Genomic DNA, 14,455 nt, shown 5'->3' with positions numbered 1-14,455 from the left:
TGCACTAAATTCGAAACCAGCTAAAAAAGTCCTCCCAACCCACGGGGTGGGCGGAAGAACCAGTTCAACCAATTAAAATAATTGGTATCAATAAACTTGGCACACTATTGAGTTCTCAAACAACAGATGCATCCGAAATACTCGGAAAAACAATTGAATGTCTTTCTTTTCTCTTCGCTGCAGTGTTTCTTTATTCTATTTCATCCGGACTGTTTTAGCAATTCGGGATATTCCGAAGACTGCTTCATTTTGTCCGGAGAAACCCACGCCAAATCCCCGGCTTTCCGCTCCCGGGCTTCTCAGCGCAGGATGGATCACCAGGATGTTTTTGGTGTGGTGTGGCCGCCATGCTCGTGAAGTTTTCCAACTCCCGGCCGCGGCGACTTAGAAGACTCTACACAGGTTTGGACCCGGCCGCAAATCGCCCCGGGAGCCTCCCGGCAAGCCGATCCGTGGACCTTTCGGCACCCCGGGGCAGAGTGCCTGTTCCTACCTGCTGGGCACGCTGCCTGGCCCTGCTTACCGTGCAGGGTGTCCCTATAAGGGTTACTCACGGCAGGGTTACCCACCCCACGGCAGTGACGCGCCCTTATGTAGGGAGATGCAGGGAGGTTGTTGGCGCCGGACGTTGGCACTATGGAGGGGAAGCATCGAAGTAGAGGGAGAGCATCGAGAGACGGGAAGGCTGGTCATGACCGCGGCGCGCAGACGACGAACATCCGGCCCCCTTGAGCTGCCCGTCCTCAGCAGCCCTCTGCTTTCCGGCGTCGAGGCGACAGCCGGCGGAGCCATCATCGCGGCGACCCGCCCCCGGGTGACACTCCGGGCCTTCACGGCCGCCGACGTCGTACTGGTGCAGTCGGCCTCGCAGGATCCGCTGATTCCCCTGATCACTTCGGTTCCCTCCACCGTCGGGTGCGATGAGGCGCTGGCCTTCATCGAACGGCAGCATCACCGGCTTGCCAGCGGCGCCGGGTGGTCCTTCGCCGTCGCCGATGCCGCCACCGGCGTCGGCGTGGGCCAGATCGGGCTGTGGCCGGGCCAGTCGTCGCGCCGGACCGGGAACCCCGACACGATCGGCTACTGGATCGGCCCCGACCACCGGAATCGGGGATACGCCGGCGCCGCCCTGGCGCTGCTGACCGACTGGGCAATGACGGTCCAGCAGATGCCGCGGATCGACCTGTATATAGAGCCGTGGAACGAGGGCTCCTGGCGGACCGCCGAAAAGGCCGGCTATCGAAGGGACGCGCTGCTGCCGTCCTGGCAGAAAGTGGGCGCCAAGTGGCGGGACATGTACCGCTACATAAGGACGGGAAATGAGGGCGCCGAACCGCCTGAAACCGGTGCCCGCAAAACCGGTCCAAAAATCGGGTAGACTGGTTCGCGGCCCCTCATGTGGTGTCATCCTGTGAACTCCCCCAGGACCGGAAGGTAGCAAGGGTAAGCGGGCTCTGGCAGGTGCATGAGGGGTCTTTAATTTTTTCAGGACCAACTGGTTTTCCCCGCCCCTGGCGCCGGGATGCAAACCGTCAGTGCCAACCGATAGGGTTCTATCTGTGAGTACAGCCCTTTACCGCCGCTACCGTCCCGAGAGCTTCGCGGATGTGATCGGGCAGGAGCACGTCACGGAGCCGCTGATGGCGGCCCTCTCGAAAAACCGCGTTAACCACGCCTATCTCTTCTCCGGCCCGCGCGGCTGCGGCAAAACCACGTCCGCCCGCATTCTGGCCCGCTGCCTCAACTGCGCCGAGGGACCGACGCCGGTCCCCTGCGGCAAGTGCGACAGCTGCGTCGAACTGGCCCGCGACGGCTCCGGCAGCCTCGATGTCCTCGAGATCGACGCCGCCAGCCACGGCGGCGTGGACGATGCCCGCGATCTGCGGGAACGCGCCACCTTCGCGCCGGTCCGCGACCGGTACAAAATCTTCATCATCGACGAGGCCCACATGGTCACCCCGGCAGGCTTCAATGCGCTGCTGAAGATCGTCGAAGAACCGCCGGAACACATCAAGTTCATCTTCGCCACCACGGAACCGGACAAGGTGATCGGCACCATCCGGTCCCGCACCCACCACTATCCGTTCCGGCTGGTTCCGCCCGAACCGCTCCTGGCCTATCTGGACCGGCTCTGCCAGCAGGAAAACGTTCCGGTGGCTCCCGGCGTGCTGTCCCTGGTGATCCGCGCCGGCGGCGGCTCGGTCCGCGACTCGCTGTCGGTCCTGGATCAGCTGATGGCCGGTGCCGGACCCGACGGCCTCGACTACGAGCTGGCCGTCAACCTCCTGGGCTACACGCCCATCTCACTGCTCGACGACGTCGTCGACGCCTTTGCTGCCGGCGATTCCGCCACCGTTTTCCGGGCGGTGGACCGCGTGATTCAGACCGGCCAGGATCCCCGGCGTTTCGTTGAGGACCTGCTGGAACGGTTCCGCGACCTGATCATCGTGCACGCCATGCCGGACAGCGCCGCCGCGGTGCTGCGCGGCATGCCCGAAGACCAGATCAACCGGATGAGCACCCAGGCCGCACAGCTGGGCGGCGCCGAACTGTCCCGGGCCGCTGACATCACCAATACGGCGCTGACGGAGATGACCGGAGCCACCTCCCCGAGGCTGCATCTGGAACTGCTGTGCGCACGCATCCTGCTGCCGGCCTCCGACCAGACCGAACGCGGCACCGCCGCACGGGTGGACCGCCTCGAACGGCGCCTGAGCTACGCCGGCGACAGCACCGAGGCGGTCGGCCGCGCCGCCGCCGCATCCTCGCCCGTCGAGTCAATCCCCGCCGGACGCCCGACGATGACGCCGGAGACTCCCGCTGTGGTGGCGGACGCACCGTCAGCTCCGGCTGCTTCCTCGCCCGCTCCGGCCGCTGCAGAGCCTGTCCCCGCGGTTCCCGCCGGTGCGCCTGCGGGCACGGCGCAGGACAGCTCTCCCCTGGACTGGGGCGGAACCTGGGCCACCGCCCCGGAACCGCAGGCTTCTGCACGCCCCGCAGCGGCAGCCCCGGCGTCGGCTCCGGCCTCAACCCCGGCGTCGGCTCCGGAACAGAGCCGCCGTCCGGCCGCATCCGGACCGGAACGCCCGCAGGTTTCCCAGCCAGCGTCCGCCGCGCAGCCGTCCGCACAGGCTAACCAGCCCGCGGCCAACGGTCCGGTCCCCGCAGGTTCGGGTGCCGCTCCGGGTGCCGCTCCAAGCGGCGGGCAGATCGAAATGATCCGCCGCGCATGGCCGGAAATCATGGATGCGCTCACCGGAATCCGGCGCGCAACGTGGCTCAACGTCAGCAAGAATGCCAGCCCCAAGTCCTTCGACGGACGAATCCTGGAACTGGCCTTCAGCAACCAGGGCGCTGCCACCAACTTCAACCGCCCGGATCATCTGGAAAACCTTCGAAAAGCGGTCAGCCAGGTGCTCGGCGTGGACTGCCAAGTCAACGTGGTGCACGACAGCTCAGCGGCAGCGGGTGAGTCGGGCCCAAAAGCAGGTAGCCGGCTAACCCCGGCGCCGGCTTCCGCACAGGTCCAGGCTCCGCCCCAGCAACAGTCCGTCCAACCGCAGTCCGCAGAGCAGCACTCCGCGCAGCCGCAGTCCGCACAAGCGAATTCCGCGCAGAAGACCGCTGCCGTCGCTCCGGTCGCGGCTGCATCCAGGCCGGCTCCGGCTGCTCCTGCCCCCGCGGCACAGCCGTCTCCTTCGGCATCCGCACCCGCACCCACACCCACTGCTCAGGCGGCTCCGGCCGCATCGGCTTCCCCTGCACCGGCTGCATCCCCGGCCCGCGACGTGCAGGGTGCCGCACCCGTTGCCTCCGGCCCGGCAGCTGCCGCCGCCCTCAACCGGCGCCGCGGCCAAAGCAACATGCCGGATTCCGCCAGCCAGGCGCCCCGCAACGGACGGCAGTCCGCGCCGCAGCCCGGCCGTGCCCGCAAGGCCGCCCCGGGCGGCCCCCTTCCCGAGGACTGGCAGCAGGAACCCCCGGAGGATCCCTATGCCGGCGGTCCGGAAAGCAATGCCTGGGAACAGGCCGAGCCGCCCGCAGACGTGTACTCCGCAGGGCATTTATCGGACACCGAGTGGGCTGCCACGAACTGGGCGGGAACCGGGTCTTCACCGGCACGCCAGGGCGCGCGCGAAGCACAGGGAACTTCGGCCCGCGGTGACGCGGTGGCACCAGGCACTGCTGCCGCTGCGCCCTCAGGGCCGAAAGCCGCGGCAGGGCCAGGCCTTCCGGGCGTTTCCTCGGCGCCAACCGAAGCCGACAGGCCGGCAGCGGCTCAGGGGGGCCCGCCGCAGGCCTCCGCTGCTCCAGCTGCAGCTCAGCCACAGTCGCGGCCCCAGCAGCCGTCCCAGCCGGCGCCGTCGGCCCCCGCCCCGAACGGAACCGGCCGACCGCTGAGCCGCTACCAGAAGCTGCTGAATGAAGCTGCCCAGCGCGGCGTCCCGGCAAACGGCTCCGCCGGGCGCGGCAACGTAAACTTGGTGGAAGACGTCCCCAGCGCAGATGACATCAGGCTGGAAGATTCAGGGCTGGTGGGCAGGAAAGCCATTGAGCGCATTTTGGGCGGCCGGCTGATCGAGGAACGCAGCCTCGACGGCCGCTAACCCCACTCGTTCCGGATCTGCGGCCGGCGGAACCACCCGCCGGCCGCAGATCACCAGCACAGCCACAGCGCACATCTATCCAGCAGAGAAGGTCACGTGTACGAAGGTGCCGTTCAGGAACTCATTGATGAGCTCGGCAGGCTCCCGGGCATCGGGCCCAAGTCTGCCCAGCGCATTGCCTTTCACATCCTGGAGGCGGATCCGGACGACATGCGGAAGCTCGCGTCCTCCATCGTCACGGTGAAGGACAAGGTCAAGTTCTGCAGCATCTGCGGCAACGTGACGGAGCAGGAAACCTGCACGATCTGCCGCGACACGCGCCGCGACCCGACCATGATCTGCGTGGTGGAGGAGTCCAAGGACGTCATTGCGGTGGAGCGCACCCGATCCTTCCGCGGCCGGTACCACGTGCTGGGCGGCGCCATTAATCCCATTGCCGGAATCGGTCCGGACCAACTGCGCATCCGCGAACTGCTGAGCCGGCTGTCCGATGAGCAGATCTCCGAAATCATCATTGCCACCGACCCCAACCTTGAGGGTGAAGCAACGGCCACCTACCTGTCCCGGATGCTCAAGACCCTGGGCATCAACGTCACGCGGCTGGCCTCGGGCCTGCCCGTGGGCGGAGACCTGGAATACGCTGACGAAATCACGCTCGGCCGGGCCTTCGAGGGCCGCCGCAGCATGTCCTAGCGCTCACGGGCAGCCTTCCGGCCGGCCGCCGGAACCGGCAGCACAGCACGTGACGTTAAGTGCATAAGTCCGGAACATTTCGGCCCGCCGCGACTCCAACGATAGACTTTTGCTGATCGGCCACAGTATCCGTGGCCCGGCTTCCCGGCACACCCCGGGGAAGAAAATCACATGCACCGCGCCGAAGATGTCGCCGGGCAGCAACCGGAAGTAATTCAGAGAGCGTGTACGCATGAGCCTGATAGTGCAGAAATTCGGCGGTTCCTCCGTGTCGGACGCCGAAGGCATCAAGCGCGTCGCCAAGCGGGTCGTTGACACGCATGCCGCCGGCAACGAGGTCGTCGTGGTGGTCTCTGCCATGGGCGATTCCACCGATGAACTTCTGGACCTCGCGGGACAGATCACCACCGGCGGAAATGCCCGGGAAATGGACATGCTCCTCAGCGCCGGCGAACGCATCTCGATGGCGCTGCTGGCCATGGCCATCAACGAACTCGGCGGCTCCGCCCAGTCCTTTACCGGCAGCCAGGCCGGCATGATCACCGACGCCATCCACGGCAAGGCCCGCATCATCGATGTCTCGCCGCACCGGATCAAGACGGCCATCGAAAAGGGCGACGTCGCCATCGTCGCCGGGTTCCAGGGCATGAGCCAGGACAGCCACGACATCACCACCCTGGGCCGCGGCGGCTCCGACACCACCGCCGTCGCGCTCGCCGCCGCGCTGGGCGCGGACGTCTGCGAGATCTACACCGACGTCGACGGCATCTACACGGCCGACCCGCGCGTCGCACCGTCAGCCCAGAAGATCGACACGATCTCCAGCGAGGAAATGCTGGAAATGGCCGCCTCCGGCGCCAAGATCCTGCACCTGCGCTGCGTGGAGTACGCCCGCCGCTTCGGCGTCCCGCTGCACGTGCGGTCCTCCTTCAGCCAGCATGAGGGAACCTGGGTCCTGCCCAGCCCCGATGACAAGATCAAGATTCAAGAGGGAGAACCCTTGGAACAGCCCATCATTTCCGGTGTTGCACACGACCGCTCAGAGGCCAAGGTCACGGTGGTCGGCGTTCCCGACATTCCCGGCAAGGCCGCAGAGATCTTCGGCATTGTGGCCGGCGCCAACTCGAACATCGACATGATCGTCCAGAACGTGTCGACCCAGGGGTCGGGCCGGACCGACATCTCCTTCACGCTGCCGATCATTGACGGCAAGGACGCCATCGATGCATTGAACGCAGCCAAGGAAACGGTCGGCTTCGACACCATCGACTACGACGAGCAGATCGGCAAGCTCTCGCTGATCGGCGCCGGCATGCGGTCCAACCCGGGCGTTTCGCACCGGTTTTTCCAGGCGCTGCACGAAGCCGGAGTGAACATCGACATGATCTCCACCTCCGAGATCCGCATCTCCGTGGTCACCGACGCCAAGCTGCTGGACACGGCGGTGCGCGCCGTCCACGCTGCCTTTGGGCTCGACGGCGACGACGAAGCCACCGTGTACGGCGGCACCGGGCGCTAGGGAAGGTTGTGGCCGGTCAGGTTTCCGGCGCGTTCAGCGGCGGCCGGCCCGAGTAATACGGATAGATCACTCCCGGATTGGGCGTCACGGGTTTTGCTTCGATCCTCCGGACGCCGTAGTGGTGCCCCTCCTCGTCCGTTTCCACATTTATTGCCTGCAGCTGATTGTCGATCTCAGCTTCGAGGCTGTCGTGCCGGTGGATGACGGGACGAGGCGAAGCTTCACGTTCCGGAGGTCCGAAGAACCCGAAGGCCAGCCTGTCCAGTGCCCCCAGCACGGAGTGGCGCCGGCGGGCCGGGCCGGAAGTGGGTTGTTGCTTTTCGTCGCTCATGGGATTTCCCCCTGTGCGGTTGAACGAGTGTGTGCGGTTGAACCGGGCTGCCCGCGCCGCAACCAAGCGGCGCGGCCGGGTGACTGTTTTTCTGATGAATTAACGGTACGCGGCCGGCAGATGCGTGAACCCGGGCGACGAATAGTTTTTTCGTTGAGGGCGGCAATCCGCGCTTAGTCCGGCTGGCGCGGAAGGATGTAGGAGCTGCCGTCGGCGCGCTTGACGGTTTGCCACTGCGCCTTTTCCTGCGCCTGCTGCTCCTTGAGCAGCTGCTGGTTCTCCTCTGTCATCGGATGATCCAGGGAACTGGTCTGCGCGGGACCGAAAATCAGCCGCACCTTGCCGGTGGTCCGCATGAATTTCGAAGTAAAGCTCTCTTTGTCAGCCATATCCCGCACCTTTCCACAGCGACTTCTCCTGCTGCCATAGTACGCTAATCATTAGTGCACTAATGATTAGGAAAAGTTGGGATGTGGAAACAGTGGACCAGACTGACGAGGACCTCCTGTTGGAGCATCAGCTGTGCTTTGCCCTCTCCGTGGCTTCCCGGAGCGTTGTCGGCGCCTACAAGCCGGTCCTAGAAAACCTGGGACTCACCCATCCGCAGTACCTCGTGATGCTCGCGCTCTGGGAGCAGAGTCCGCGCAGCGTCCGCAGCCTCGGCGGCGCCCTCGCCATGGACCCGGCCACACTGTCGCCGATGCTGAAGAGGTTGGAGGCAGCCGGCCTGGTGGCCCGCAACCGCGCGCCCGGAGATGACCGGTCCCTGGCCGTCGACCTGACGGAGACCGGCCGGGCGCTGCGCCAAAAAGCCGCTGCCGTGCCGGACACCATGATGGGCCGGCTGGGCCTGACCCGGGCACAGGTGCAGGAACTGAACGGCACCATGCGTCAGCTGATCACTACCGCGCAGGCCGCCGCGGCCAGCCCCGAACCGAGCCGGCCCGGGAACAAGCCGGCCGGGGTATAGGCCGGCTGGGTTAGGCGGTTGGGTTAAGTGGTTGGTCAGGCTGCGCATGCCTGGCCTCCGCATCCGTTGCACGACAGCGGCGACGGCACGCGGGATAATGGGTTGGTGAGCCCTACCCGATTTTCCGCCGTGCTGGCCGAGCACCAGTGGCTGCCGCTGAGCCGGCAGCACCGCGAGCGCGTACAGCCCTTTGTGGACGGTTTCCTCGCCCGCCGTTCGGCGGGACGGAAGCACCCGGTGGAGGATTTCCTCTTTACCTATTACTCACAGAAGCCGGGGCAGCTGCTGCGCTGGCATCCCGGGGCCGGCGTCGTCCTGACCGGACCGGCGGCTGCCGAGCGCACGGATTGGAAGTTCCACCGCACGCTGACCGCGGCGGAATTGGCCAGCGAGGGGCTCGACGCCGGCACCACTGCCGTCACGGTCGATCTGGCTGCGTTCGCCGAAGCACGGGGCAGCACCGTGGACTTCACCCGAATGCTGCTCTCCCGCACCGCCGCCCGGAAGCCCTCGCTTGGCTGCTTCGGTTTGCACGAGTGGGCCATGGCCTACAAATCCGAAACCAACGGCATCCGGCATGACTACCTGCAGCTGCGCCTGGGCGCACAAGGGACCGACGAACTGGTGGAGAAGAGCCGGATCCGCTGCACCCACATCGACGCGTTCCGGTTCTACACGCCCCAGGCCGTGCCGCTGAACGAGCTGACGCCCACCCGCGAGACCCAGCCGGACCTGGAACAACCCGGGTGCCTGCATGCCAACATGGACCTGTACAAGTGGACGTACAAACTGGTGCCGCTGCTGCCCAGCGACCTGGTGATGGATTGCTTCGAGCTGTCCTGGCGCATCCGGGAGATGGACATGCGCGCGTCCCCCTATGACCTGGAGGACTGGGGCTACACCCCGATCCCGGTCGAGACACCGGCCGGCCGCGGACTATATGCTGGCGCCCAGCGCGACTTCAGCGCGGAATCACAGCAGCTGCGGGCCCGCATCCTGGGCCTGCTGGAACCTCTTCAGGAGCAGCCGTGCAACCAGAACCCACCGGCCGGATCCACCGCACCGGACCCCAGGCCTACGACCTGACGTTAACCCGAAGCTTCACCGCACCGCCGCCGGTGCTGTGGCACAGCTTTGCCAACCCGGTCCGGGCCGCGCAGTGGTTCGGGCGCTGGGAGGGCACGCCCGTCCGGGGCGGGAGCCTCGACCTGCAGATGCTGTACGAGGACGGACTTCCCTGGAGCCGGCTGCAGATCGCCGAATGCTCCGCGCCGGAGTTGCTGCGCCTGCTGGTCGAGGACGAATACGGCAGCTGGGACCTGGAAGTCCGGTTTCAGGAAAGTTCCGGCGGCACCCGGCTGGACTTCATCCACCATCTGGATGACCCGCTGGCCGCGGAGAGCGTTGGGCCGGGCTGGGAATACTATCTGGACCGGCTGGCCGCCACTCTTACCGGCGGCGCCGTTCCCGAGTTTGACGATTACTACCCCGGTCAGGGTCCGTATTTCCTGGCCCAGGCGCGGGCAGCCGCGGATTACAGTGATCCTCCGGGGACTGGCGGCGGGACTGGCTAGGCTGGGACCACCCTATCTGGAGGTCTCACTCATGTTCCGTCCCCCGTATCGAAGCCTGCTGATCGTGGCTGCGGCCGCCCTTGCCCTCACCGGGTGCGGCGACTCGGCCGGCTCCGCGCCGTCCGATTCACCTTCCCCGGCGTCCTCCAGCGCGGCTCCGTCCTCTCCGGCGGCCACGTCGCTGACCGTCGAGTTCAGCCCCAAGGGGACCGAGGTGCAGGACACCTACACGCTGGAGTGCGAGGGCGCCGCGCCGGCGGGCAGCTCCGCCGCGCCCGATCCGGCAGCTGCCTGCGAGGTGCTGGCGACCCAGGGGGCCGATCTGTTCGCTCCCCCCAATCCCAACCTGGCCTGCACCCAGATGATCGCCGGGCCGCAGCGGGCGCAGGTGAGCGGCACGCTCAACGGCGAGAGCGTGGACCGCGGCTTCTCGCTCGCGAACGGGTGCGAGATCGGACGTTGGGAAAGCCTTGCCGGCCTGCTCGGCCCGGCCGAGGGGCCGCTGTAGGGACCAGGGCCGCAGGCCTGGGGCTCCCGTGACGGCCCTGCCTGCGGACTTGTCACGGCTCCGTCGCGTCCGTAAACTAGGTAAGCATACTTACTATCTTTCCGGGCGACGGAGTTTACCGTCCGGATGCGAACCGGAGGAACGATCTTGTCAACGCAAGCGAGACCGGAAGGCGCGGCAGAACCCGCGCCGGAAACCTACGTCCCGTGGTGCACGCACTGCAGGACGGACGACTACCTGATTATCGAAGCAGTGGAACCTGCCATCGGCGAAGACGCCGCTGAGTTCCTGGAAATCAGCTACACCTGCTCCGAGTGTGACCGCTTCTACGGTCACGCGATCCGGCACTCCCCGCTGTGGGCCCGCCGAATGAACAGCAACAGCACGGACGCCCAGTATCTGCACTGCGGTGAGCCGATGCAGCCGAAGGACACCGCGTCCGTGTCGATTTTTGAACCCGTCTACACCGGGGCTGACGCGGTTGCCGTTCCGGAGGTCCAGCTCGACACCACGGTGCTGCGGTGCCGGTGCGGCTTCCAGATCGGCGTACCTGCCTGATCCGGTTGCCCGCCTGATCTTGGTGCGGGCCAGCCGCTCCACGCACCGGTTTGCGGACGGACGAACGACACGAAAGGACTGCCAGGCCAAACGCCGCTAGACTGAGGGAGCAAGCTCGCGGAGCGCTGAATCAGCGTGAGACGGCAGGGTCCGCGGCCACCCATTTCTCTTACAGGAGTTGCCCGGATGCCCCGGATCGTTGTTGACGTCATGCCAAAACCTGAAATCCTTGATCCGCAGGGCAAGGCCATCGCCGGCGCCCTCCCCCGGCTCGGCCTGACCGGCTTCACCGGCGTCCGGCAGGGCAAGCGCTTTGAGCTGACCGTTGACGGAGAAGTCACTCCGGAACTCCTCGAGCAGGCCCGCACCGCTGCTGCCACGCTGCTGTCCAACCCCGTCATTGAGGACGTCACCCGCGTTGAAGTAATCCCGGAGGCCTGATTTTGAGTACGCCCCTGATCGGCGATTTCGCCGTAACGCCCGCCAACGACGCGTTGCGGGCCGTCCGGATCGGCATCATCACCTTTCCCGGCACCCTTGACGACCGCGACGCCGCCCGTGCGGTCACCCTCGCCGGCGGCACCGCCGTCGGCCTCTGGCACAACGAAGCCAACCTGCAGTCCGTGGACGCCGTCATCATTCCCGGCGGATTCTCCTACGGCGACTACCTGCGCGCGGGCGCCATTGCCCGGTTTGCCCCGCTGATGGACAAGGTGGTGGATGCCTCGAAGGGCGGCATGCCCGTGCTCGGCATCTGCAACGGCTTCCAGATCCTGACCGAGGCGCACCTTCTACCCGGTTCAATGATCAAGAACAACCACCTCAAGTTCTCCTGCGCTGACCAGCTGCTGCGGGTGGAGAACAATGCGACGGCGTGGACCGGTGCCTACGCGAAGGATGCCGGCATGGTCATTCCGCTGAAGAACCAGGACGGCCAGTACGTGGCCGACGAAAAGACCCTGGACGAGCTCGAGGGCGAAGGCCGCGTGGTGTTCCGCTACGACGGCGGCAACCCCAACGGCTCGCGCCGGAACATTGCCGGCATTACCAATGCCGCCGGCAACGTCGTCGGGCTCATGCCGCACCCCGAACACGCCGTCGAGGCCGGTTTCGGCCCGGATTCCTCCGCCTACGGCGAGGTCGGGCTGGGCTACGGCACCGACGGCCTGGGCATCTTCACCTCAGTACTCACCTCGCTCGTTGCCGGAGGCAAATAAATGACCGTTTCCGCAGCCTCCACCGAGGCGAAGAAATTCCGCATCGACACCGTCGAGCACGCCGCCGCCACCCCCGACACGCAGCTTCCGTGGGCCGAACTAGGCCTGAAGGAAGACGAATTTAACCGCGTCGTCGAGATTCTGGGCCGCCGCCCCACCGCGGCGGAACTGGCGATGTACTCGGTCATGTGGTCCGAGCACTGCTCCTACAAGTCCTCCAAGGTGCACCTGTCGCAGTTCAGCGAGAAGATCACCGAGAAGATGAAGCAGCACCTGCTGGTCGGCATCGGCGAGAATGCCGGCGTGGTGGACATCGGCGAAGGCTGGGCGGTGACCTTCAAGGTCGAATCCCACAACCACCCCTCCTTCGTGGAGCCCTACCAGGGCGCCGCGACCGGCGTCGGCGGCATTGTCCGCGACATCATCTCGATGGGCGCCCGCCCGGTGGCCGTCATGGATCCGCTGCGCTTCGGCGCGATCGACCATCCGGACACCGCGCGCCTGGTGCACGGCATCGTCTCCGGCATCGGCGGTTACGGCAACTCGCTGGGCCTGCCCAACATCGGCGGCGAGCTGGTCTTTGACTCCGTTTACCAGGGCAACCCACTGGTAAACGCCCTGGCCGTGGGCGTGATGCGCCACGAGGACATCCGCCTGGCCAACGCCTCGGGCACCGGCAACAAAGTGGTCCTCTTCGGTGCGCGCACCGGCGGGGACGGCATCGGCGGCGCCTCCGTGCTGGCCTCGGAGTCCTTCGATGCGGACAAGCCCTCCAAGCGCCCCGCCGTCCAGGTGGGCGATCCGTTTGCCGAAAAGGTGCTCATCGAGTGCTGCCTGGAACTGTTCAAGTCCGCAGTGGTGGAGGGCATCCAGGACCTGGGCGCGGCCGGCATTTCCTGCGCGACGTCGGAGCTCGCCTCCAACGGCGACGGCGGCATGCACGTGGAACTGACCAATGTGCTGCTGCGCGATCCCACCCTGACCCCGGGCGAGATCCTGATGTCCGAGTCGCAGGAACGCATGATGGCCGTGGTGACGCCGGAGAACGTCGAGGCGTTCGAGGCGATCATGGCCAAGTGGAACGTGGAATACTCCTGGCTGGGCGAAGTCACCGGCTCCGGCCGGCTGATCATCGACTGGGCCGGCGAGACCATCGTCGACGTTGACCCCAAGACCGTGGCGCACGAAGGGCCGGTCTACCACCGCCCGTTCCACCGCCCGGAGTGGCAGGACAAGCTGCAGGCGGATTCCTTCGCCGGCACCCGCCCGTTCGGCGCCGACGCGATCAAGAAGTCCATCCTGGAACTGATGGCTTCACCGAACATGTGCGACAAGTCCTGGGTGACCAACCAGTTTGACCGCTACGTGCAGGGCAACACCGCGCTGGCCATGCCCGACGACGCCGGCGTCATCCGCGTGGATGAAACCACCGGCCTCGGCGTGGCCATTTCCACCGACGCCAACGGCCGCTACGCCTACCTGGACCCGTACGAGGGCGCCCGGCTGGCCCTGGCCGAGTCCTACCGCAACGTCGCCACCTCCGGCGCCACCCCGCTGGCCGTCTCCGACTGCCTGAACTTCGGCTCCCCCGAGGATCCCGAGGTCATGTGGCAGTTCGCCGAGGCCGTCCGCGGCCTGGCCGACGGCTGCCGCGAACTGGGCATCCCGGTCACCGGCGGCAACGTTTCGCTGTACAACCAGACCGGCGGCGTCGCCATCCATCCGACCCCCGTGGTGGGCGTGCTGGGCGTGTTCGACGACGTCGCCCGCCGCACGCCGTCGGGCTGGCGTGAAGACGGCCAGGCGATTTACCTGATGGGTGCCACGAAGGACGAGCTGGACGGCTCGGAATTCGCCAACCTGCACGGCCACCTCGGCGGCCGGCCGCCGGCAGTGGACCTGCTGCGGGAGAAGCTGCTCGGCGAACTGCTGGTCAATGCCTCCCGCGACGGCATGATCGACGCCGCGCATGACCTGTCCGAGGGCGGCCTGGCCGCTGCCCTGTCCGAGATGGCGCTGCGCTTCGGCGTCGGCGCGCGGATCGGGCTGGATGAAGCCTGCGAGCGCGACGGCGTGGACCTGTTCACGATGCTGTTCTCCGAGACCCAGTCCCGGGCCTTAGTGTCGGTGGCGCGCAGCGAGGAGGTCCGGTTCAAGGACATGTGCTCGGCCCGCGGTTATGCCCACATGCGAATCGGCGTGGTGGACACCGAGATCGGGGCACTGGATTTCCAGGGCCACTTCTCGCTCCCCCTCTCCGAGCTGAAGGAAGCCCACGAGGGAACCCTGCCGAAGTACTTCGGCTAACTCTCCCACTTCCCCCTCCCCTCCCCCGGGGGGGGGGGGGGGGGGGGGGGGGCGGGGGGGGGGGGGGGGGGGGCGGCGCCCCCCCCCCCCGCGAGTGGCCATAAGGGGCGTGCCCCCGCGCGGGGAAGCGCACCTTCTGCCATCTCGCGTGGCTGGAGGACCTGGGCGCCA

General features: G+C 66.6%; 14 protein-coding genes and 1 other RNA gene. 13 read left to right on the top strand and 2 right to left on the bottom strand.

The features are described 5' to 3' along the window. Nucleotides 1-691: 691 nt before the first annotated feature. The 5 genes from QNN99_RS11995 to QNN99_RS11975 all read left to right on the top strand — a co-directional run bounded on the left by QNN99_RS11995 (nt 692) and on the right by QNN99_RS11975 (nt 6,819). Nucleotides 692-1,378 carry a GNAT family N-acetyltransferase gene (locus QNN99_RS11995; protein ID WP_229966659.1) on the top strand — a complete coding sequence of 229 codons (687 nt, stop codon included), beginning with the start codon at nt 692-694 and terminating at the stop codon, nt 1,376-1,378. A gap of 7 nt (nt 1,379-1,385) precedes the next feature. Next, an RNA gene (gene ffs / locus QNN99_RS11990) (signal recognition particle sRNA small type) lies at nt 1,386-1,481 on the top strand. Between the two features lie 78 nt (nt 1,482-1,559). Continuing rightward, nucleotides 1,560-4,607 carry a DNA polymerase III subunit gamma and tau gene (locus QNN99_RS11985; RefSeq protein ID WP_229966658.1) on the top strand — a complete coding sequence of 1,016 codons (3,048 nt, stop codon included), beginning with the start codon at nt 1,560-1,562 and terminating at the stop codon, nt 4,605-4,607. Nucleotides 4,608-4,703: 96 nt separating this feature from the next. Then, nucleotides 4,704-5,300 carry a recombination mediator RecR gene (recR, locus tag QNN99_RS11980; RefSeq protein ID WP_229966657.1) on the top strand — a complete coding sequence of 199 codons (597 nt, stop codon included), beginning with the start codon at nt 4,704-4,706 and terminating at the stop codon, nt 5,298-5,300. Nucleotides 5,301-5,532: 232 nt separating this feature from the next. Then, nucleotides 5,533-6,819, top strand: a complete 1,287-nt coding sequence (locus QNN99_RS11975; protein ID WP_229966656.1) for an aspartate kinase — start codon at nt 5,533-5,535, stop codon at nt 6,817-6,819. Nucleotides 6,820-6,835: 16 nt separating this feature from the next. Here the strand turns inward: QNN99_RS11975 and QNN99_RS11970 are convergent, their stop codons facing one another. Both QNN99_RS11970 and QNN99_RS11965 read right to left on the bottom strand, forming a co-directional pair. After that, nucleotides 6,836-7,150 (bottom strand): hypothetical protein, encoded by a 315-nt coding sequence (locus QNN99_RS11970; protein WP_229966655.1) that lies wholly within the window; start codon nt 7,148-7,150, stop codon nt 6,836-6,838. 173 nt (nt 7,151-7,323) lie between these two features. Further along, nucleotides 7,324-7,539 (bottom strand): hypothetical protein, encoded by a 216-nt coding sequence (locus QNN99_RS11965; RefSeq protein ID WP_229966654.1) that lies wholly within the window; start codon nt 7,537-7,539, stop codon nt 7,324-7,326. Nucleotides 7,540-7,622: 83 nt separating this feature from the next. Here QNN99_RS11965 and QNN99_RS11960 point away from each other — a divergent pair, with 83 nt between their 5' ends. The 8 genes from QNN99_RS11960 to purL all read left to right on the top strand — a co-directional run bounded on the left by QNN99_RS11960 (nt 7,623) and on the right by purL (nt 14,284). Continuing rightward, a complete protein-coding gene (locus QNN99_RS11960) occupies nt 7,623-8,120 on the top strand; it encodes a MarR family winged helix-turn-helix transcriptional regulator (RefSeq protein WP_229966653.1) in 498 nt (165 codons plus the stop codon). A gap of 105 nt (nt 8,121-8,225) precedes the next feature. Continuing rightward, nucleotides 8,226-9,206 carry a 3-methyladenine DNA glycosylase gene (locus QNN99_RS11955; RefSeq protein ID WP_442860518.1) on the top strand — a complete coding sequence of 327 codons (981 nt, stop codon included), beginning with the start codon at nt 8,226-8,228 and terminating at the stop codon, nt 9,204-9,206. Continuing rightward, nucleotides 9,149-9,694, top strand: a complete 546-nt coding sequence (locus tag QNN99_RS11950; RefSeq protein ID WP_229966652.1) for an SRPBCC domain-containing protein — start codon at nt 9,149-9,151, stop codon at nt 9,692-9,694. The genes QNN99_RS11955 and QNN99_RS11950 overlap by 58 nt, the downstream gene beginning before the upstream one ends. A gap of 31 nt (nt 9,695-9,725) precedes the next feature. Beyond that, entirely contained in the window at nt 9,726-10,202 is a 477-nt protein-coding gene (locus QNN99_RS11945) for a hypothetical protein (protein WP_229966651.1), read from the top strand. Between the two features lie 147 nt (nt 10,203-10,349). Next, the gene (locus QNN99_RS11940) at nt 10,350-10,760 is read left to right on the top strand and encodes a hypothetical protein (protein WP_229966650.1); all 411 of its coding nucleotides are present in this window, start codon (nt 10,350-10,352) and stop codon (nt 10,758-10,760) included. A 186-nt stretch (nt 10,761-10,946) separates the two neighbouring features. Then, a complete protein-coding gene (gene purS / locus QNN99_RS11935) occupies nt 10,947-11,201 on the top strand; it encodes a phosphoribosylformylglycinamidine synthase subunit PurS (protein WP_229966649.1) in 255 nt (84 codons plus the stop codon). After that, nucleotides 11,201-11,977, top strand: a complete 777-nt coding sequence (gene purQ / locus QNN99_RS11930) for a phosphoribosylformylglycinamidine synthase subunit PurQ (protein ID WP_442860525.1) — start codon at nt 11,201-11,203, stop codon at nt 11,975-11,977. Before purS ends, purQ begins: the two co-directional genes overlap by 1 nt. Further along, on the top strand, nt 11,978-14,284 hold the full coding sequence (purL, locus tag QNN99_RS11925) for a phosphoribosylformylglycinamidine synthase subunit PurL (protein ID WP_229966648.1): 2,307 nt from the start codon (nt 11,978-11,980) through the stop codon (nt 14,282-14,284). The last annotated feature ends 171 nt before the right edge of the window (nt 14,285-14,455 follow it).

This window comes from Arthrobacter sp. zg.Y820 (assembly GCF_030125555.1).
Lineage (GTDB): Bacteria > Actinomycetota > Actinomycetes > Actinomycetales > Micrococcaceae > Arthrobacter_B.
The sequence above is the reverse complement of the archived record's forward strand: the minus strand, read 5'-3'. Positions and strand labels throughout refer to the sequence as shown.